Annotated in this window: 16 protein-coding genes; 9 read left to right on the forward strand and 7 right to left on the reverse strand. The window is 63.8% G+C overall.

The window, feature by feature from the left end; translation table 11 throughout:
• Positions 1 to 4: 4 nt before the first annotated feature.
• From ACPZMI_RS21905 to ACPZMI_RS21920, 4 genes are all read right to left on the reverse strand, one after another.
• Positions 5 to 2113, reverse strand: a complete 2109-nt coding sequence (locus ACPZMI_RS21905; RefSeq protein ID WP_426353060.1) for a TonB-dependent receptor family protein — start codon at positions 2111 to 2113, stop codon at positions 5 to 7.
• 397 nt (positions 2114 to 2510) lie between these two features.
• On the reverse strand, positions 2511 to 3926 hold the full coding sequence (locus ACPZMI_RS21910) for an aspartate ammonia-lyase (protein WP_426353061.1): 1416 nt from the start codon (positions 3924 to 3926) through the stop codon (positions 2511 to 2513).
• Positions 3913 to 4902: a LysR family transcriptional regulator gene (locus tag ACPZMI_RS21915; RefSeq protein ID WP_426353062.1), complete on the reverse strand. Its 990-nt coding sequence runs from the start codon at positions 4900 to 4902 to the stop codon at positions 3913 to 3915. The genes ACPZMI_RS21910 and ACPZMI_RS21915 overlap by 14 nt, the downstream gene beginning before the upstream one ends.
• A gap of 22 nt (positions 4903 to 4924) precedes the next feature.
• On the reverse strand, positions 4925 to 6277 hold the full coding sequence (locus ACPZMI_RS21920) for an MFS transporter (protein ID WP_426353063.1): 1353 nt from the start codon (positions 6275 to 6277) through the stop codon (positions 4925 to 4927).
• A 268-nt stretch (positions 6278 to 6545) separates the two neighbouring features.
• Here ACPZMI_RS21920 and ACPZMI_RS21925 point away from each other — a divergent pair, with 268 nt between their 5' ends.
• Positions 6546 to 6863 carry a DUF2388 domain-containing protein gene (locus tag ACPZMI_RS21925; protein WP_186664460.1) on the forward strand — a complete coding sequence of 106 codons (318 nt, stop codon included), beginning with the start codon at positions 6546 to 6548 and terminating at the stop codon, positions 6861 to 6863.
• 84 nt (positions 6864 to 6947) lie between these two features.
• On the opposite strand, the gene ACPZMI_RS21930 is transcribed toward ACPZMI_RS21925, so the two are convergent.
• Complete coding sequence (locus ACPZMI_RS21930) at positions 6948 to 7760, reverse strand: AraC family transcriptional regulator (RefSeq protein ID WP_186719483.1); 813 nt, start codon at positions 7758 to 7760, stop codon at positions 6948 to 6950.
• A gap of 125 nt (positions 7761 to 7885) precedes the next feature.
• Here ACPZMI_RS21930 and ACPZMI_RS21935 point away from each other — a divergent pair, with 125 nt between their 5' ends.
• From ACPZMI_RS21935 to ACPZMI_RS21955, 5 genes are all read left to right on the forward strand, one after another.
• The gene (locus ACPZMI_RS21935) at positions 7886 to 8404 is read left to right on the forward strand and encodes a carboxymuconolactone decarboxylase family protein (protein WP_186664457.1); all 519 of its coding nucleotides are present in this window, start codon (positions 7886 to 7888) and stop codon (positions 8402 to 8404) included.
• Between the two features lie 166 nt (positions 8405 to 8570).
• Positions 8571 to 9584 (forward strand): zinc-binding alcohol dehydrogenase family protein, encoded by a 1014-nt coding sequence (locus ACPZMI_RS21940; RefSeq protein ID WP_186664455.1) that lies wholly within the window; start codon positions 8571 to 8573, stop codon positions 9582 to 9584.
• 189 nt (positions 9585 to 9773) lie between these two features.
• On the forward strand, positions 9774 to 11015 hold the full coding sequence (mexE, locus tag ACPZMI_RS21945; protein WP_426353064.1) for a multidrug efflux RND transporter periplasmic adaptor subunit MexE: 1242 nt from the start codon (positions 9774 to 9776) through the stop codon (positions 11013 to 11015).
• 12 nt (positions 11016 to 11027) lie between these two features.
• A complete protein-coding gene (locus tag ACPZMI_RS21950) occupies positions 11028 to 14207 on the forward strand; it encodes an efflux RND transporter permease subunit (RefSeq protein WP_426353065.1) in 3180 nt (1059 codons plus the stop codon).
• Entirely contained in the window at positions 14204 to 15619 is a 1416-nt protein-coding gene (locus ACPZMI_RS21955; RefSeq protein ID WP_426353066.1) for an efflux transporter outer membrane subunit, read from the forward strand. Before ACPZMI_RS21950 ends, ACPZMI_RS21955 begins: the two co-directional genes overlap by 4 nt.
• Before the next feature lie 117 nt (positions 15620 to 15736).
• On the opposite strand, the gene ACPZMI_RS21960 is transcribed toward ACPZMI_RS21955, so the two are convergent.
• Complete coding sequence (locus tag ACPZMI_RS21960) at positions 15737 to 16285, reverse strand: TetR/AcrR family transcriptional regulator (RefSeq protein WP_186664448.1); 549 nt, start codon at positions 16283 to 16285, stop codon at positions 15737 to 15739.
• Between the two features lie 185 nt (positions 16286 to 16470).
• On the opposite strand from ACPZMI_RS21960, the gene leuC reads away from it, so the two are divergent.
• From leuC to ACPZMI_RS21975, 3 genes are all read left to right on the forward strand, one after another.
• Positions 16471 to 17895, forward strand: a complete 1425-nt coding sequence (leuC, locus tag ACPZMI_RS21965) for a 3-isopropylmalate dehydratase large subunit (RefSeq protein WP_426353067.1) — start codon at positions 16471 to 16473, stop codon at positions 17893 to 17895.
• A gap of 3 nt (positions 17896 to 17898) precedes the next feature.
• Positions 17899 to 18507, forward strand: coding sequence for a 3-isopropylmalate dehydratase small subunit (gene leuD / locus ACPZMI_RS21970; protein WP_426353068.1), 609 nt, complete (start codon positions 17899 to 17901; stop codon positions 18505 to 18507).
• A gap of 189 nt (positions 18508 to 18696) precedes the next feature.
• Complete coding sequence (locus ACPZMI_RS21975; protein WP_426353069.1) at positions 18697 to 19125, forward strand: hypothetical protein; 429 nt, start codon at positions 18697 to 18699, stop codon at positions 19123 to 19125.
• 105 nt (positions 19126 to 19230) lie between these two features.
• On the opposite strand, the gene ACPZMI_RS21980 is transcribed toward ACPZMI_RS21975, so the two are convergent.
• Positions 19231 to 20145: a LysR substrate-binding domain-containing protein gene (locus ACPZMI_RS21980; RefSeq protein WP_426353070.1), complete on the reverse strand. Its 915-nt coding sequence runs from the start codon at positions 20143 to 20145 to the stop codon at positions 19231 to 19233.
• Positions 20146 to 20172 lie beyond the last annotated feature (27 nt).

Below are 20172 nucleotides of genomic sequence, written 5' to 3' on the forward strand. Positions count from 1 at the left end.
GCACTCAGAATCGGAAGGCAACGCCAGTGGTCACGTTGAACGCGTCCCCTGGGTAGAAATTCGCAGAATCGCGCCCGCCTGCGTCATAGGCTGTGTTGGTGGCACTGGCATAGCGCTGATTGGTGAGGTTGCGCAGGTCGGCGAACACCTCCCACTTGCGGCTTGGCGCCTGGTAGCCGAACTTGGCGCCCCACAACAGGTACGACGGGGTCTGCCAGGTGTTGGCGTAGTCGATGTAGTAGCTCGACGCCGCACGCAGGTTGAGCGAGGCGTAGAAACCACTGGCCTGGCGATAGGCGAGCTCGGCCTGGTAGACCTGGCGCGGCAGGCCGGGCAGCTCGTTGTCGCCGAAACGTTCGTCGTGGCGATACTTGAAGTCGTTGAGGGTGTAGGCCTGGCGCAGGTCGAGCGTGTCGCCGTTGGCACCGGTCCACAGCAACGCATTGAGCCCCGCCTCGATGCCTTGATGCAGGGTCGGGCTGGCGTTGGAGGTGGCCGTGAGCTGGTCCTGGGTGGCGGTTGCCTGTTGCACGACCACGGTCAACAGCTCTTTCTGCACCCAGGAGCGGTACAGGGTCAGGCTGCCATCGAAGATCCCGTGGTTGCCGCGCACCCCCACCTCGAAGGTGGTGGCCTTCTGCGGCCGGACATCGTAGAGGAAAGGATTGCTGGTGCTGCCCAGTTGCCAGGTCACCGGCGGGTCGATACTGCGGCTGACGTTGCTGAACAACTGGAATTCGGGATTGATCTGGTAGCGCAGGCCCAGGCGCGGCGCCAGGTCGTTCTCGACGTACTCGACGCGGGTGGGGAAGTTGCTGGGGTTGGCCGCGGTCAGGGTGCTCGCCTCGATCTCGCCCTTGCGGCGGATGTTGACGAACGAGAGCCCCGACGACAACCACAGGTCATCGGCCAGTTGCAGCTCGTTGGCCAGGGTCAGCACGGTATCGCGCGAACCGGTGTAGTTGGTTTCCTGGGTCTTGAGCCCGGTGGCGCGGCTGTGCGCCTTGACATCGGCCAGGTAGGCGCGGGTGTTGCTGAAGATCACGCTGCTGTCACTGGGCAAGCCGAGGAAGGTGTCGCCGGTACGCAGGTAGCGCAGGGTCAGGTTGATATCCTTCGAGCGCCAATCCTGCGGCGCCACGGCATAACGCCAGCCATTGAGCAGCGGGTAGTTGTTGTACGACGCGCCGACTTCGAGCCTGGCGCCATCGTCGAAGGTGTAGGTGGTCTTGTTGCCGATGAAGGTGGTGCCGTCCTTGCGCCGCCCGGTGGGCACCAGATTGCTGCGCGGATCATGCTTGAGCTGTGCGCGGGTCAGGGTGTTGCCGTTGATCAATTGCTCTTCGCGGTACTTGAAGAACACACGGGTCTGCAGCTTGGGGCTGAACACGTGGCCGAAGTTGGCGGCGATGCCACGGCCTTCGTTGCTGGCGTGGTCCTGGTAGCCGTCGCGCTCGTTGTGCAGCACGTTGATGTAGTAATCGCTGTCGCCCACCACTCCACCGGTGCTCAGTTGCTGCTTGCGGTAGCCATAGCTGCCGACTTCGAAGCGCGCGTAGTTGCCGGGGTCGGTGCGGCCGGTCTTGCTCACCATGTTGATCGCCCCGCCCAGCGCCAACGCGCCGTACTCGTAAGCGTTGGCGCCGTAGAGCACCTCGGTGTGATCCACCGCCTGCATGTCGAGAAAGTCTTCCTGGGTGCCACCGGGACCGGTGATCGGCAGGCCGTCGAAGAGGAACTTGGTGCCCAGTACGTAGCCTTGGTAGAAGGTGTTGAGGCCCGAGCCGCGGATCGAGATCTTGTTAGCAGCAGTACCGCTGGTGCCCTGGGCGAACACACCGGGCTGCAGCGCCAGTACGTCCTCGGCGTTGGCCGCACGGCCCTGCTCGACTTTGCGGTTGTCGACCACCGCCGTATTGCCAGCAACCTTCTGCAGACGCTTCTGGTCCTGCTGGGCGCCGGTTGCCGCAGCGCCGGTGACCGTCACCGTGCCCAAGGTGGATTCCTCGGCGGCCAGCGTTGCCGGGCTGAAGGCGGCCAGTAACAACGGCAGGCTGGCGGCGGTCACCAGGCTGAAACGCGGCTGAGCGGAAAATCGGACTTTCGCACGCACTACTGATACTCCCCGTTTATAGATAGGACCGTATTTCGCTGTTGTTCACGAAGTACGGTCGGGTATTCAAATGGGGTTATTGCAGTTGTTGTGCCAAGGCACTGAATACACTATTTCAGCGATTCACGTGTTGGATGACGGGCTATTTGTACAACCCACTGTTCAATAAACAACAGTTCAAGGCCACACCAGAAAATTCAGCTTTGATTCGGGCATTTCGATATAACGACCGCTGTTTGAAACTCAACAACCGACCAACAGAAGTTCTCTGGTAACACACAACTTTCAATCCTTCGCGCGCTGTATCGGGCGTTCCGGCGCCTTCGCGGGCAGTCGAGGCGCCGAACCGCCGCGCCTGCAGCAGGTGGTGACCTGTCTGCAGGTGCGGATTCATCAATCAACGCTGCTCGAACACCGGATACGACGCCTGCTCGATCGCTGCCATGGCCTGCGCCTCGGTCATCACACCGGACTCGGCCAGGATCGCCAGCAGCGAGCGCCCTTCACGCACCGACTGACGCGCCAGTTTGCTGACCTGGGCATAACCCAGGCGCGGCACCAGGGCCGTCGCCACCGCCATCGAATCGGTCAAATGCGCCAGGTTGCGGGCTTGGTCAGCCTGGATGCCGGCCACGCACTTTTCACGAAAACGCTGGATGCCCTGAGTGAGCAAGGTGATGCTGTCGAACACTCGCGAGGCCACCACCGGCTCGAAATGGTTGATCTCGAGCTCGCCGTACTGCACTGCCTGAGCCACTGCCACATCGTTGCCGATGATCGCGAAGCTCAGCTGGATCATCGCCATCGGCAGCACCGGATTGACCTTGCCGGGCATGATCGAGGAGCCGGCCTGGGCTTCGGGCAGCTTGAGTTCGCCCATGCCGCCCACCGGCCCCGACGATAGCTTGGTCAGGTCGGCGGCGATTTTCGCCAGCGAGGTGGCGCAGGTACGCAGCTCACCAGATACGCGGCCGAACACATCCATGTTCTGCATCGCATCGAAGGGGTTGGCTGGCGCCTGGTAGGCGACACCGGTGATCTTCACCAGATGCCGGTAGACCGCCGCGCGGTAAGCCTTCGGCGCGCCGAAACCGGTGCCGATGGCGGTGCCGCCCAAAGGCAGTGTGTGCAGCTTTTCACGCAGGGCAACCAGTTCGTCGGCCAAGCGGTGAGTCAGCGCGGCGTACCCCCCGAACAACTGCCCCAGACGCATGGGCTGGGCGTCCTGCAGGCAGGTGCGGCCCAAGTGCAGGATATCGGCGAACTGCAGCGCCTTGGCATCGAACACCTGGGCCAGCAGGCGCACCTGCTCGATCAGCCCGGCAAGCATGGCGTGGGTGGCGATCTTCAATGCCGCCGGGTACACGTCGTTGGTGGACTGGGAGATGTTGACGTGGTCGTTGGGGTGAACCACCTCATAGCTGCCCGGCGCATGGCCGAGGAACTGCTGGGCACGGTTGGCGATGACTTCGTTGAAGTTCATGTTGGTCGAGGTGCCGCCTGAGCCCTCCAGCAGATCGACGATCAGCGAGTCGTCGCATGCACCGGCCATCACCGCCTGGCAAGCTTGGGCAATGGCGTCGGCCTGGGCCTGGGCAATCACGCCGCATTCATGGTTGGCCAGCGCTGCAGCCCACTTGCACTGGGCAAAGGCATCACGAAAGGCCGGGTAATGGGCGATGCTCAGCGGCGACACGCTCAGGTTGTCGAAGCCGCGCAGCGAGTTCACGCCATAGAGTTTGTCGGCGCCAATGCGCACTTCGCCCACATAGTCCTGCTCGACGCGTGCATCGAGGCGATCAAAAGTACTCACGGGTATTTCCCTCTTCGAATTTGACTAATGCCTCGACGCCCTTGCCCAGCGCCACAAGCCGCGGCAGGAAGGCATCGAGGATGACAGCACGCGCCGACTCGCAGGCATCTGCGAAGAAGGCGCCGTATTCGTTGCGCCGCGCCACCAGATAGAGCGAGCGCTCCAGGCTCAGCTCAGGCGTCAGGTGCGCGGTGACGTTGTCGACCCAGGGCATGGCCTGCAGAAAGCACATCGGGCTGGTCACCGCCCAGCCGATGCCTTCGGCGACCATCGCGGTCAGGGCGTCGGCGTTGTCCAGCTCCAGGCGGTTGGGCACTCGCACATTGAGGCCGCGCAGGTGCCGCTCGATCTGCAGGCCGACCTGCGACAGGCGATTGAAACGCACCACCGGCAACACATTGGCCAGCGCCCGCACATCGTCGAGGCTGTGCAGCTCTCGCCCCAGCGCCTTGGGCGTAATCACGAAATAGCGCTCGGTGAACAAGCGATAGCGGATCACGTCGTTGGCATCCATCAGCGGATCGCTGGTGACGATCAGGTCCAGGTCGCGGCGCAGCAACGACTCGCCCTGCTGCGGGCTGAGGCCGGTGCGCACCGACAACTGCGTGACCTGGCCAAGCATCTGGCGGGTGAACATCGAACCACAGGTAGCGGCGAAGGAATCGACCAGGCCAATGCGCAGGTCGGGTTTGACCCCGCGCCCGGCATCGAGCACCTGCGCCTTGAGATTGGACAACTCCTCGCTGAGCAGCGCGCCCCGGTTGCGCAGGGCCAGGCCGAACGTAGTCAGGGTCAGCGGCCGCGTGGTGCGGTCCACCAGCACCACGCCAAGATCGTCCTCCAGCTGGCGTACCAACTGCGACACCCCGGATTGGGAGATGCCCATGCGACTGGCCGCACCGGACATGCTGCCCTCCTCGGCCACAGCGATGAACACCTGGACCGCGTACATGTCGATGAGTCTGTTGCCAGGCATGCTCAAGCTCCCGTGTTGATGATCAATGGGCGTTCAACGGCCGTTCTTCCGGCTTGCCGGCACCATCGTCCGGCGTCACCGCTGCCAGGCGCTCCTGGCTGGTTTCCGGGGCGAACAGGTGGCAGAACACACCACCAAACAGCAGCACCCCGACGCACACGCCCAGCGCCGTGTGCACCCCCAGATGCTGCACGGCGATCGGCAACAGGAAGGTGGCGAACGCCGAGCCGAAGCGGCTGGCGGCCACGGCCAGGCCGATGCCCGAAGCACGCAGGTGGGTGGGGAACAGCTCCGGCGGGTAGACGAACTCCAGGTTGACCGCTGCCGCAAGCACGCAAGCAAAGAAGCCAAACGCGATGATGGTGCCCAGCGCCCCGAAGCTGGCCCAGGCCAGTACGGCCAGGCCCACGGCGCTCAGATAGAAGGTGCCGATCAGGAAGCTGCGGCGCGAAATGCGGTCGATGATCAGCAGGCCGAACAATGCGCCAAGCATCAACAGCACGTTGTAGACCAGGCCGCCGACGAACTTGTCCTGCACGTTCAGTGCTTCGAGCACACGCGGCGCGAAGGTGCCCAAGGCGAAGAACGGAATCACCTGGCAGGTGTAGAACACGCAGCCGACCAGGGTGTTCTTGCGCCAGCGGCGGCTGAACAGCTCGCTGAAGCTGCCGCGTTGCTGCGCCGCTGTCGGTGGTGCGGCAGGCAAGGTCACGTGCGCACCGAACTTGGCCTGGACGATGGTCAGCGCCTCGGCGCTGCGACCGCGCGCCATCAGCCAGATCGGCGACTCCGGCACACCCAGGCGCAACGGCAGGATCAACAAGGCCGGCACGCCGCTCAAGGCCAGCATCAGGCGCCAGGCGTCCGGGCCGATATCGCGAATGGCGAAGCCCACCAGGTATGCGGCGACATAACCTGCGGCCCAGGCGGCGGCCAGGACACTCAACAAACGCCCGCGATAACGGCGTGGGGCGAACTCGGTGACCAGCGACTTGCTCACCACATAGTCGAACCCCAGCACCAGTCCGAGCAGCAGGCGCAGTGCCAGAAGTTGCTCGGGGGAAGTAACGAAGAACTGCGAAGCTGAAATAACCGCGAACAGCAACATGTCCCAGGCAAAGATACGGCGCCTGCCGAACTTATCGGCCAAGGGCCCTGCAAACAAACTGCCGAGAAACAGACCGGCCAGTGACGCCGCGCCGAGCAAACCCATCCATAGCGCATTTAATTGCAACGGCCCCGCCGCCATGCTGACCGCGATGCCGATAATCCCTAGCACGAATCCGTCACTGAATTGACCGCCCGTACCACTGAACACCGTCTTGAGATGAAAACGGCTGAGTGGGAGGTCTTCGAACGAAACTTGGCTACTCATTCGTGTCTCCACTTGCTTCTTGTAGTTGTGAGCCGGCTCGGGTGGCCGGTTACGAATGAGTCTACGGTCACAACTTCAGCAAAACAGCAGGTGCACTGACAGTATCAAGAATGCTGATAGTGTAAGCCGCAATTGTTGATGAAGCCGGGCATCCGATATGCGGTCGCTCGTCTGGCAATTACTGGCAGGGGGAACTCTGGCCAATGGCCTCATCTCTTAATTGCATGCACGAGATCCCTTGGGCTGTAATGCTTCTGGAGGACTGATCATGCGTTATTCACTGCTTGTTCCGGCACTGCTGCTGTGCATCCCCGCAGGGTCCGCCCTGGCCCGCGTCGACGCGGGCGACGTGGCCACCTCGGCAGGTGTTTCTGCTTCGCTCTACTCCACATTCAAGGATGACAAACGGATCATCCCGGCACGCGACGAACTGTCTGCGTTCGTGGCCAGTGGCGGCGCGATTCGCGGAGCCTATGTGGAGTCGGCGCTGGAGCAGGTGCGCAAGAGCCATCCTGGGTTGCAGGTCAGTGATGAAGAGCTGGCCAAGGCGCTGCTGTCGCAGGATGAGGTTGTCGCGGACCATTGATGACGGTGGTGCTCTTTTCGCGGGCATTCGCTTGCCTTTGCAGGAGCAACCTTGCCCGCGAAAAGAACAGCCGTGATCTCAACCTTATCCCCGCCACTGTGAAGGGCTCACCCCAGTCTTGCGCCTGAACACTCTGGCCAGCGCCGAAGGGCTCTGATACCCCACCTCATCCGCCACTAGAGCCAGCGGCCTGCCCTCGCGGATACGCTTCTGCGCAAGGCCGATACGCCAATCCGCCAGGTAGTCCCCCGGCGTGCTGCCCACCACTGTCCGAAAGTGCGCGGCAAAGCTCGCCCGCGACATCCCCGCCAAGGATGCCAGCGCCTCCACAGTCCAGCTGTGCGCAGGGGCGTCATGCATCGCCACCAGCGCCCGCGACAAGCGCTTGTCCGCCAGCCCCGCCAACATGCCCGAAGCCATCTGGCCCTCCCCGAGCAACTGCCGCAACAGCTGGATCACCATCAGCTCGAACAACCGGTTGAGCACCAGTTCGCGACCGCAGTCGTCGCCGAAGGCTTCAGTGAACAGCCAGTCGCTGCTGGCCTGCAGCCCGGTCAGGGCGCTCAGCGGGCTTACCAGCGCGTCCGGCAGTGCACGGGTCAGCGGATTGTCCGGGCCGCCGGTGAAATCCAAGGTGGCGCAGACCAGCTCGGCATTGTCCGCCTCGCTGGCCAGCAGTTGGTGGGACTGAGGGCGTACCAGCAAAATCAGGCTGGGCTCTTCCAGCACCTGCTCCTGGCCGGCCGGCCCCCTGAAACGCAAGCGACCTGCGCGCAGCAGATGCACATGACCACTGCGCTGCTCGCCTTCGAAGCGCGAGATGCCGCAGAAGCCGCCCTGGTGGAAGGTCGAGGCGTGGAAGTCGAAATGGTTGAGCAACGTGGCGAGGCGGTCCATGGCAGGTCCAGCTTTAGACGATCAGTCGCATAAGCTGGACGATCTGAACCCGAATAGCAATTCCTGCTGGGTAATCTGTACCCAAGCTTGAACAACAAGCTCCCCACTCAGACAGGAGATTCACCATGACTCGCATCGCCGCCCTGACCCTCGAACAAGCCCCTGAAGCCGCCCGCCCTGCCCTGCAAGGCGTGGAAAAAGGCCTGGGCTTCCTGCCCAACGCCTTCGCCACCATGGCCCACTCCCCAGCCGCACTCAACGGCTACATGGCCTTGGCCCAGGCCATGGGCAAGAACAGCCTGACCCCGGCCGAACGCGAGGTCGTGGCACTGGCTGCTTCCCAGGTCAACGGTTGTGAGTACTGCGTGGCCGCACACAGCTTCTTCGGCGGCAAGTCCGGGCTGAGCGAGGCCGATATGCAGGCCGCACGCGCCGGCACCCTGAATCCGGTGGCCGTGCTTGCCCGCGCGGTAACGCTGAACCGCGGCCAGGTGCCCGACGGTGTGCTGGCCGAAGTGCGCGCCGGTGGCCTGGACAATGCGCGGATCGTCGACGTGATCGCCCAGGTGACGCTGCTGACCCTGACCAACTACCTGAACAACGTGGCCCGGACCGAAGTGGACTTCCCACCACGCGGGGCCTGATCGGCCAGCAGAACAGCCCTCTCGCGGGACAGCCCGCGACAGGGCTCGCCCTGCCACAGCACACTTTCAAAAAAACCCTGAAAGTCTAACTTCCATAACGATGTTTTTCAGCCAAACCACGTTAGCTAAGGTATGCCCATCGCTCATCGATACCCAAGGACCCCCCATGAAAGCCATCGTCTTCACCGAACACGGTCTGCCCATCGACAGCGACCAGGCCCTGTTCGACAGCGAACTGCCCCGCCCCACCCCAGGCCCACGCGACCTGCTGGTGGAGGTCCAGGCCATTTCAGTCAACCCGGTCGACACCAAGATCCGCGCCGGCGCCGGCAAGACGGCCCCGCGGGTACTGGGTTGGGATGCGGTCGGGACCGTCCGTGAAATCGGCAGCGAAGTCACCCTGTTCCAGCCCGGTGACCAGGTCTATTACGCCGGCGCCATCGATCGCCCCGGCAGCAACAGCCAATTGCACCTGGTCGACGAACGCATCGTCGGCCACAAGCCCCGCAGCCTGGACAACGCCAGCGCCGCAGCATTGCCGCTGACGTCGATCACCGCCTGGGAATTGCTGTTCGACCGACTGGGCGTCCCTGAAAACGGTGGCCACGGCCAGAGCCTGCTGATCATCGGCGCGGCCGGTGGCGTGGGTTCGATCCTGCTTCAACTGGCACGCCAACTCACCGGCCTCACCGTGATCGGCACCGCCTCGCGCCCCGAAACCCGTCAGTGGGTGAGCGAGCTGGGCGCGCACCATGTGATCGACCACAGCCAGCCGCTGGTCGAGCAACTGAACGCCATTGGCTACCCCGAGGTCGACCTGGTGATCAGCCTGACCCACACCGATAGTCACTTTGCGCAACTGATCGCGGCGCTGCGCCCGCAGGGCAAGCTGGCGCTGATCGACGATCCGGCCAGCCTCGACGTGGTGCCGCTCAAGCGCAAATCGCTGTCGCTGCACTGGGAGCTGATGTTCACCCGTTCGCTCTATCAGACCAGCGACATGATCAAGCAGCACGAGTTGCTGGAGCGGGTGGCGAAACTGATCGACGATGGTGTGCTCAAGACCACGCTGGGTGAGCATTTCGGCACCATCAATGCCGCCAACCTGCGTCGCGCCCATGCGCTGATCGAAAGTGGACGGGCCAAGGGCAAGATCGTGCTGGAAGGGTTCGAGGACTGATTTCGCCATGTGGTGAGGGGGGTCGCGGGCACGTCGAACACTGCGGCCCTCACTGCCACATGTGTCGCCATCGATAAACAGGGTCGACATATCATTCCGCGTGATAATGACCTTCGCGCCATTCGATTCGTTCCTGTAACGCAACACACTCATGATCCGCCCACTATCAATACAGTGGCGGAGTTCTCCATGGAATATTCATTCAAGGCCCTGCGCTATCCCCTCGCTGCCCTGGCAGTGGCGGTGATCAGCGCTTGCGGTAAAACCCCCGACGCCATGCAGGCTCCCGCCGCCCCCAAGGTGAGCGTAGCCAAGGTGATCGAGCAGCCGATCAACGAATGGGATGAGTTCACCGGACGCCTGGAAGCCCCGGAAACCGTGGAAGTCCGCCCGCGCGTCTCCGGCCAGATCGACTTGGTGGCCTTCACCGAAGGCGCCCAGGTCAAGAAAGGCGACCTGCTGTTCCAGATCGACCCACGCCCGTTCCAGGCTGAAGTTCGTCGCCTCGAAGCCCAATTGCAACAGGCCAAGGCCACCGCCATCCGCAGCGCCAACGAAGCCCGCCGTGGCGAGCGCCTGCGCGACAGCAACGCCATCTCCGCCGAGCTTGCCGAATCGCGCAGCAGCGCCGCCGCCGAGGCCCGCGCCGGGGTGGATGCGATCCAGGCCCAGCTCGACCTGGCCCGTCTGAACCTGAGCTTCACCCGGGTCACCTCGCCGATCAGTGGCCGCGTCAGCCGTGCCGACTTCACCGCTGGCAACATCGTCACCGCCGACGTCACCCCGCTGACCAGCGTGGTCTCCACCGACAAGGTCTACGCCTACTTCGACGCCGACGAGCGCGTGTACCTCAAGTACACCCAGCTTGCCCGCCAGGGCCAGCGCGGCCAGACCACCCCGGTGTACCTGGGCCTGACCAACGAGACCGGCAACCCGCACCTGGGCCAGATGAACTTCGTCGACAACCAGGTCAACCCGCGCACCGGCACCATCCGTGGTCGCGCCGTGTTCGACAACAGCGACGGCCAGTTCACCCCGGGCCTCTACGCCCGCCTGAAGCTGGTCGGCAGCGCCAAGTACGACGCCGTGCTGATCAATGACGAAGCGGTCGGCACCGACCTTGGCAAGAAGTTCGTGCTGGTCATGGACAAGGACAACAAGGCCGCCTACCGCGCGGTGGAACTGGGTCCGAAGCTCGAAGGCCTGCGTATCGTGCGCAGCGGCCTGAGCAAGGACGACCGCATCGTGGTCAAGGGCCTACAGCGTGTGCGCCCAGGCTCGCCGGTCACCCCGGAGGAAACCCCGATGGCCAGTGAAGAAACCCTCGCCACCCTCGCCCGTCAGCGCCAGGCGCTGGAAGCCAGCAATCCGGCACCGGCGGTGGCAGGTTCGAACGTGAAAGTCGCCAGTGCCCAGGCACCGCGCGGTTAAGGGACAACATCGATGAACTTCTCGAAATTCTTCATCACCCGCCCGATCTTCGCCGCCGTGCTGTCGCTCGTGCTGCTGATCGCCGGTGGCATCTCGCTGTTCCAGTTGCCGATCAGCGAATACCCGGAAGTAGTGCCACCGACCGTGGTCGTGCGCGCCAACTTCCCAGGCGCCAACCCCAAGGTGATCGGCGAAACCGTCGCCGCACCGCTTGAACAAGCCATTACCGGTGTCGAGAACATGCTGTACATGTCCTCGCAGTCCACCGCCGATGGCAAGCTGACCCTGACCATCACCTTCGCCCTGGGCACCGACCTGGACAACGCGCAGGTGCAGGTACAGAACCGCGTGACCCGGACGCAGCCCAAGCTGCCCGAGGAAGTGACGCGCATCGGTATTACCGTCGACAAGGCATCGCCCGACCTGACCATGGTCGTGCACCTGACCTCGCCGGACCAGCGCTACGACATGCTCTACCTGTCCAACTACGCCATCCTCAACATCAAGGATGAGCTGGCGCGCCTGGGCGGTGTCGGTGACGTGCAGCTGTTCGGCATGGGCGACTACTCCCTGCGTGTATGGCTGGACCCGAACAAGACCGCCTCGCGCAACCTGACGGCCAGTGACGTGGTCGCGGCGATCCGCGAACAGAACCGCCAGGTCGCCGCCGGCCAATTGGGCGCTCCGCCCGCCCCCGGCTCGACCAGCTTCCAGTTGTCGATCAACACCCAGGGCCGTCTGGTCAGCGAGGAAGAGTTCGAGAACATCATCATCCGCGCCGGTGCCGATGGCGAAATCACCCGCCTGAAAGACATCGCCCGGGTAGAGCTGGGCTCCAGCCAGTACGCCCTGCGCTCGCTGCTGAACAACCAGCCGGCGGTGGCGATCCCGATCTTCCAGCGCCCAGGCTCCAACGCCATCGAGATCTCCGACGAAGTGCGGGCGAAGATGGCCGAGCTGAAGAAGGACTTCCCGGAAGGGATGGACTACAGCATCGTCTATGACCCGACCGTGTTCGTGCGCGGCTCGATCGAAGCGGTGGTGCACACCCTGTTCGAAGCCCTGGTGCTGGTCGTGCTGGTGGTGATCCTGTTCCTGCAGACCTGGCGCGCCTCGATCATCCCGCTGATGGCCGTACCGGTCTCGCTGATCGGCACCTTCGCGGTGATGCACCTGTTCGGCTTCTCGCTCAACGCGCTGTCGCTGTTCGGGCTGGTACTGGCGATCGGTATCGTGGTGGACGATGCCATCGTCGTGGTGGAGAACGTCGAGCGCAACATCGGCCTGGGCCTGCAGCCGATGGAGGCCACGCAAAAAGCCATGAGCGAGGTGACCGGCCCGATCATCGCCACCGCCTTGGTACTGTGCGCGGTGTTCGTACCGGCGGCGTTCATTTCCGGCCTTACCGGGCAGTTCTACAAGCAGTTCGCCCTGACCATCGCCATCTCGACCGTGATCTCGGCGTTCAACTCGCTGACCCTGTCGCCGGCCCTGGCTGCGGTACTGCTCAAGGACCACCATGCGCCCAAGGACCGCTTCTCGCGGTTCCTGGAAAAACTGCTGGGTAGCTGGCTGTTCACGCCGTTCAACCGCTTCTTCGACCGTGCCAGCCACAGCTACGTCGGCGGCGTGCGCCGGGTCATCCGCTCCAGCGGCATCGCCCTGTTCGTCTACGCCGGCCTGATGGGCCTGACCTACCTGGGCTTCTCGTCCACACCGACCGGCTTCGTTCCGGCGCAGGACAAGCAGTACTTGGTGGCCTTCGCCCAGTTGCCTGACGCCGCCAGCCTCGACCGTACTGAGGCGGTGATCAAGCGCATGAGCGAAATCGCCCTCAAGCAACCGGGCGTTGCCGACTCGGTGGCCTTCCCGGGCCTGTCGATCAACGGCTTCACCAACAGCCCCAACAGCGGCATCGTGTTCACCCCGCTCAAGCCGTTCGACGAGCGCAAGGACCCGAGCCAGTCGGCACAGGCCATCGCGGCAGCGCTGAACGCGCAGTTCGCCGATATCCAGGACGCCTACATCGCGATCTTCCCGCCGCCACCGGTACAGGGGCTGGGCACCATCGGCGGTTTCCGCCTGCAGATCGAGGACCGCGGCAACCTGGGCTACGAGGCGCTGTACAAGGAAACCCAGAACGTCATCGCCAAGAGCCGCAGCGTGCCTGAGCTCGCCGGGTTGTTCACCAGCTACCAGGTCAACGTGCCGCAGGTCGATGCCGCCATCGACCGGGAAAAGGCCAAGACCCATGGCGTGGCGATCACCGATATCTTCGACACCCTGCAGGTCTACCTGGGCTCGCTGTACACCAACGACTTCAACCGCTTTGGCCGGACCTACCAGGTCAACGTCCAGGCTGAACAGCAGTTCCGTCTCGACGCCGAGCAGATCGGCCAGTTGAAGGTGCGCAACAACCTGGGCGAGATGATCCCGCTGGCGACCTTCCTCAAGGTCAGCGACACCTCCGGTCCCGACCGCGTGATGCACTACAACGGCTTCATCACTGCCGAAATCAACGGTGCCGCTGCCCCAGGCTACAGCTCTGGCCAGGCCGAGGCGGCGATCGAGAAGCTGCTCAAGGAAGAGCTGCCCAACGGCATGACCTACGAGTGGACCGACCTGACCTATCAGCAGATCCTCTCGGGCAACACCGCGCTGTTCGTGTTCCCGCTCTGCGTACTGCTGGCCTTCCTGGTGCTGGCTGCCCAGTACGAAAGCTGGAGTCTGCCACTGGCGGTGATCCTGATCGTACCGATGACCCTGCTGTCGGCCATCACCGGCGTGATCATCTCCGGGGGTGACAACAACATCTTCACCCAGATCGGCCTGATCGTACTGGTGGGCTTGGCGTGCAAGAACGCGATCCTCATCGTCGAGTTCGCCAAGGACAAGCAGGCCGAGGGCCTGGATCCATTGGCCGCCGTGCTGGAAGCCTGCCGCCTGCGTCTGCGTCCGATCCTGATGACCTCGATCGCCTTCATCATGGGTGTGGTGCCGCTGGTGTTCTCCTCCGGTGCCGGTGCCGAGATGCGTCATGCCATGGGCGTGGCGGTGTTCTCGGGGATGATCGGGGTGACCGTGTTCGGCCTGTTCCTGACGCCGGTGTTCTTCAACCTGATCCGCCGTCACGTCGAACGTCGCCAGGCCCGCAAGGCCGAGCGTGTGCAAGCGCTGGAGAATCATGCATGAACCTGCTCAAACCCCTGACTCCGAGCCTTCTGGCGCTGGCCCTGGCGGCCTGCGCGGTGGGCCCGGACTACAAGACCCCCGACACCCAGCCTGCGCGTTTCGACAGCGAAACGCCGGCCAAGGCTCTGGACCGCAGCCGCTTCGAAAGCAGCTGGTGGAAGCAGTTCGACGACCCGACCCTGAACCAGCTGGTGCAGGCATCGCTGCAGGGCAACCGTGACCTGCGCGTGGCCTTCGCCCGCCTCAAGGCCGCACGCTCGATCCGCGAGGACGTCTCCAACGACGACCTGCCGGTGGTCACCAGCCGCGCCAGCAGCGACATCGGCAAGGGCCAGATACCAGGCCAGACCGAGCGCCGCGTCAACAGCGAGCGCTACGACCTGGGCCTGGACATGGCCTGGGAGGTCGACCTGTTCGGCCGTATCCAGCGTCAGATCGAGGCCAGCAAGGCTCAGGAAGACGCCGCCGAAGCCGACCTGCAACAGTTGCAGGTCAGCATGATCGCCGAGCTGGTGGACGCCTACGGCCAGCTGCGCGGCGCCCAGTTGCGCGAAAAGATCGCCCTGGCCAACCTCAAGACCCAGGAAGACTCGCGCAGCATCACCGTGACCCTGCGCGACACCGGGGTCGGCAACGAGCTGGATGTGGTGCGTGCCGATGCCCGCCTGGCGGCGGTCGAGGCCACCGTGCCGCAACTGCAGGCCGAGCAGGTGCGGGCGCGCAACCGTATCGCCACCCTGCTGGGTGAGCGCCCGGACGCGCTGAGCGTGGACCTGTCGCCCAAGCAACTGCCGGCCATCGCCAAGGCCCTGCCCGTCGGCGATCCAGGCGAGCTGCTGCGCCGCCGCCCGGACATCCGTAGCGCCGAGCGCCAGCTCGCCGCCGCGACCGCCAATGTGGGCGTGGCCACGGCCGACCTGTTCCCACGGGTCAGCCTGAGCGGCTTCCTTGGCTTTACCGCCGGACGCGGCTCGCAGATCGGTTCCTCCGCGGCCAATGCCTGGGCACTGGGCCCGAGCATCAGCTGGGCAGCCTTCGACCTGGGCAGCGTGCGTGCCCGTCTGCGCGGCGCCAAGGCCGACGCCGAAGGCGCGCTGGCAACCTACGAGCAACAGGTATTGCTGGCACTGGAAGAATCGTCCAACGCCTTCAGCGACTACGGCAAGCGCCAGCAACGGCTGCTGTCGCTGATCCGCCAGAGCGATGCCAGCCGCAAGGCCGCTGACCTAGCGTCGGTGCGCTACCGCGAAGGCACGGTGGATTATCTGGTGTTGCTCGATGCCGAGCGTGAAAAGCTTGCGGCCGAGGATGCCCAGGCCCAGGGCGAAGTCGAGCTGTATCGCGGCATCGTCTCGATCTACAAAGCGTTGGGCGGTGGCTGGCAGCCAGACACCGTGGCCAGCGTGAAGTAAACCCGCCCGACCTGTTTCAACCTCTCCTTTGGTTGGTCCTCCCCCAACCCTTTGCCCCGCCGACCTTGGTCCGCGGGGCTTTTTTTGCAGCCTTGGCCGCGCGCACCCGTGTCAGGCTCATGACAAGGCGCGGATCAACGCCAGGATGTCGTCCCGGCTCACCACGGTGCGGCTCAGCGCATTGTGAATGGTGAAGCCTTCGATCAGCGCATCCAGTGCCCGCGCGGTCTTCTCGTCGAAATGCACCTGCAACGCCGCCCGCGAGCGAGCCATCCAGTCATCCATGATGTAGGTGTAGTCGGGGTGGCGCGAGACGAAGGCATAGAGTTCGAAGATCAGCAGCATCTGCCCGGAAGCTTTCCACAGCTCGCCACAGATCAGGTCGGCCAGCAGTTCGCGGGCATGCTCGGCATCACGCGCGTCGCCCAGGCGAGTGAAGTACTGATCGGCGATGCGGTTGGTCATCTTGACGAAGGCCGCCGCGACGATCTCCTGAATCGTGCTGAAGTGGTAGGTCATGGTCCCTGGCGAAACCCCGGCCTCGCTGGCGATGCGCCGGTAGGTGGCGCACACCGAACCGTCGCGCTGGATCACTCGCAACGCGGCGTCGATGATCTGTGCCTTGACGTCGCTGTCGCTGCTGTCCTGTTTTCGCGGCCTTGCCATGGTGGTCTCTTGAGGTGGATTCGCTGCAGAGCATACCAGCCAGGACGCTCGCCCGACATGCCGCACGATTCGTGCATCACAGCATTACGATGACCACGTTGTTCCACGATCTGAACGGAATAAGCTAGACCCGGGCGCTTACCGTGACGCCTACGCCTATGACCATTCGATCGCGAGTGACAGCCATGCATCGCCCCAGAACCCTCTACGACAAGCACCTCGATGCCCACACCGTCTGCACCCTGGACGACCAGGGCCATGTGCTGCTGTACATCGACCGCCAGGTCGCCAACGAATACACCAGCCCCCAGGCATTCAGCGGCCTGCGCGAAGCCGGGCGGCAAGTCTGGCGCCCGGCCTGTACGCTGGCTGTGGTCGACCACGTCAACCCCACCGCCCCTGTGCGCATCGCGACCATGCCTGACGCCGGTGGCGCACTGCAGGTTTCCTACTTCGAGCAGAACTGCCGCGACTTCGGCATCGAACTGTTCGATGTGCTGGACAAGCGCCAAGGGATCGAGCACGTGGTAGCGCCCGAGCAAGGTTTCATCCTGCCCGGCATGGTGGTCGCCGCTGGCGACAGCCACACCACCACCTACGGCGCGCTGGGCGCCTTCGGTTTCGGCATCGGCACCTCGGAGATCGAGCACCTGCTGGCCACCCAGACCCTGGTCTACAAACGCCTGAAGACCCTGCGTGTCACGGTGACCGGCGAGCTGGGCGCAGGCCTGGTCTCCAAAGACATCATCATGCAACTGATCCGCCGCATCGGTGCCTCCGGTGCCACCGGCTATGCCATCGAGTTCACCGGCCCGACCATCAGTGCCCTGAGCGTCGAGGCGCGCATGACCATCTGCAACATGGCCGTGGAAGCCGGTGCCCGGGGTGCCTTCATGGCGCCTGACCAGAAAGTCTACGACTACCTTGCCGACAAGCCCCGCGCGCCCAAGGGCGAGCTTTGGGAGCAGGCGGTGCAGACCTGGCGCGACACACTGTTCAGTGACCCGGGCGCGCAGTTCGATCTGGAAGTTGCCCTTGATGTCGGCGAGCTGGCGCCGATGGTCACCTGGGGCACCAGCCCCGACCAGGCCGCCCCGATCGACCAGCAGATACCCGACCCGCTGCAAGAACCCGACCTGATCCGCCGCCAGGACCTGCAACGCGTCTTGCGCTACATGGACCTGACACCCGGCATGCAGCTCGACCAGATCCCCATCAGCCATGCCTTCATCGGTTCGTGCACCAACGCCCGCATCGAAGACCTGCGCGATGCCGCCCGTGTGGTGCGCGGACGCCAGGTGGCGGCAGGCGTACGCGCAATGATCGTGCCCGGCTCCACCCAGGTGCGCGAACAGGCCGAACGTGAAGGCCTGGCGCAGTTGTTTCTCGATGCTGGTTTCGAATGGCGCCAGTCGGGCTGCTCCATGTGCCTGGCGATGAATGACGACGTGCTCAGCCCCGGCGACCGCTGCGCCTCGAGCACCAACCGCAACTTCGAGGGCCGCCAGGGCGCCGGCGCCCGCACGCACCTGATGAGCCCGGCGATGGTCGCCGCCGCAGCCGTCAGCGGCCACCTCGTCGATGTCCGCACTTTCTCCCTGGAGGCCTGAGCCATGCAACCCTTCCTCACCGAGACCGGCATCGCCGCCCCGTTCCTGGCCGCCAACGTCGACACCGACGTGATCATGCCCAAGCAGTTTCTCAAGGGCATCGATCGCAATGGCCTGGACCGCGGGGTGTTCTTCGACCTGCGTTTTGCCGCAAGCGGCGCGCCGAACCCGGAGTTCGTGCTCAACCAGGCACCGTGGCAGCAGGCGCGCTTTCTGGTGGTCGGCCCCAACTTCGGCTGCGGCTCGAGCCGCGAACATGCGGTATGGGGCCTCAAGCAACTGGGCATCCGCGCACTGATCGGCAGCAGCTTTGCCGGGATCTTCTTCGACAACTGCCAGCGCAACGGCGTGCTGCTGATCCAGCTCGCCGAAGCTGAAGTCAAGGAGATTGGCCAGTGGGTCAGCACACCCGACAGCGCCGAACTGAGCATCGATCTGGAGCAGCAGCAGATCGTGCTGCACGACGGTCGCTGCATTGCCTTCGAGATCGACCAATTGCGCAAGCAGGCGCTGCTGCTGGGGCTCGATGCCATTGGCAGCACGCTGCAGCGCACCGAGCAGATCCGCGCCTTCGAAGCACGGTATCTGCAGGCCCATCCGTGGGTGGCTTGAACTTTCATGAACGGCCTTGTATCGCGATCACGCGCGCCGCAGCGGTATTCAGGCAAGCGGGCGACGCATGAGATACCTGATATCTTTGTCAGGTTCGCAATGAAATCCGATGGGTTATGTTTCGAGTGTGCCAACGCCAACAACTTTCGGTTGCTGGAACCGCTCAATTAACCCCTGGGAATCAACTTCATGAAAACGACATCGAACGCCGCGCTGCCCATCGAACTCCAGCCGCCTACCTTCGAGCCTTTATACAATGGGATTGTCACCTGTGAATCAGCCAGGATCGGCGTGAGGTTGATCAGGCCTGTCGTCGCAGGGATGCGAGCAGGTGCTGTAGTGCACGTGTCGATCATCGGGAAGGATGAGCAAGGAGTGGAAGTAGGGTCGTACGAGTTTTCGGTGTTGGTCACCAACCCAACACAACCAGACATCATTTTTGTTCCGTTGAACCTGCTAAGCGAAATCTTCGTTGGTGAGATGATCGCCACGTATTCAGTATTTCAAGATGGCACTGCAACCCTTTCCCCCTCACAGAAAGTGCAGGTGTACCTGAGACTCGCCGGCGGACCCAGTTGCCTTGTACATGAAGGGGTGAAGAACACGTTCAAGGTGTAAGCAAATGCGCGTGCGAGCCGAGCCGACTCTTCGGCAATGCTCGCCGCTCTCTTAATCATCAGCGACCTATGCACGGAACGTTGCCAGGCTGATAAGAACCTTTTCTCAGCCCAGCAACACCCTGAAGTGCCGCTCGAGAAACTCCACGCACACGCGCAGTTTCGCCGAATCCGCCAAGCGCGTCGGGTACACCGCCCAGACGTTGGCGCTCTGGGTGTAGTCGTGCAGCACCTGCACCAGCCGACCGCTCTCCAGCAACGGCCGCACGTCCCAGTACGAACGCAGCAGGATGCCCCGCCCGCCCAGGGCCCACTGCAGCACGATCTCGCCATTGTTCGACGACAGCGGCCCGCTGACCCGCACCCTCTCTTCACGCCCTGCATGCTGCAACTGCCACACACCGAACGGATTGTTGCGTTCCTTGAGCACCAGGCAGTCGTGATTGTTGAGATCCTTGAGGGTCAGCGGCGTACCCCGCTGGGCAAGGTATTCGGGGGTGGCGCACAGCACCCGCTGGTTACTCGCCAGCTTGCGCCCGATGTGCTGCGCCGGCAGGTCGTCGCCGATACGGATTTCAAGGTCGAAGCCTTCGGCGACGATATCCACCACCCGGTCGAACACATCCAGGCGAATCTCCAGGGCCGGATACGCCGCCGACAACTGCGCCACGGCAGGTGCGACATGGTTGCGGCCGAAGCCGAAGCTGCTGCACAGGTGCAGCACGCCGCGCGGCTCCTGGCGCACCTGCTTCATTTCGCCAACGAAGTCGTCCATGTCACCGAGAATGCGGATGGCCCAGCGCTGGGCACGCTCCCCGGCGTCGGTGAGGGCAATGCTGCGGGCGTTGCGGTGCAGCAGGCGCGTGCCCAGTGCGGACTCCAGCAAGCGGATGCGCTTGCTGACATAGGCTGGCGACAAGCCCAGCTCGTCCGCGGCCGCTGCGAAGCCTGACTTGCGGATCACGGTAAGGAACACCCGCAGGTCTTCGGGCAGCGGCGACTCGGCACGAGGTGTGTTCATTGCAGGGATTCTCGGGGTAGTGGATTC

The sequence above is a fragment of the Pseudomonas wayambapalatensis genome (assembly GCF_049942315.1).
Taxonomy (GTDB): Bacteria; Pseudomonadota; Gammaproteobacteria; order Pseudomonadales; family Pseudomonadaceae; genus Aquipseudomonas; species Aquipseudomonas wayambapalatensis.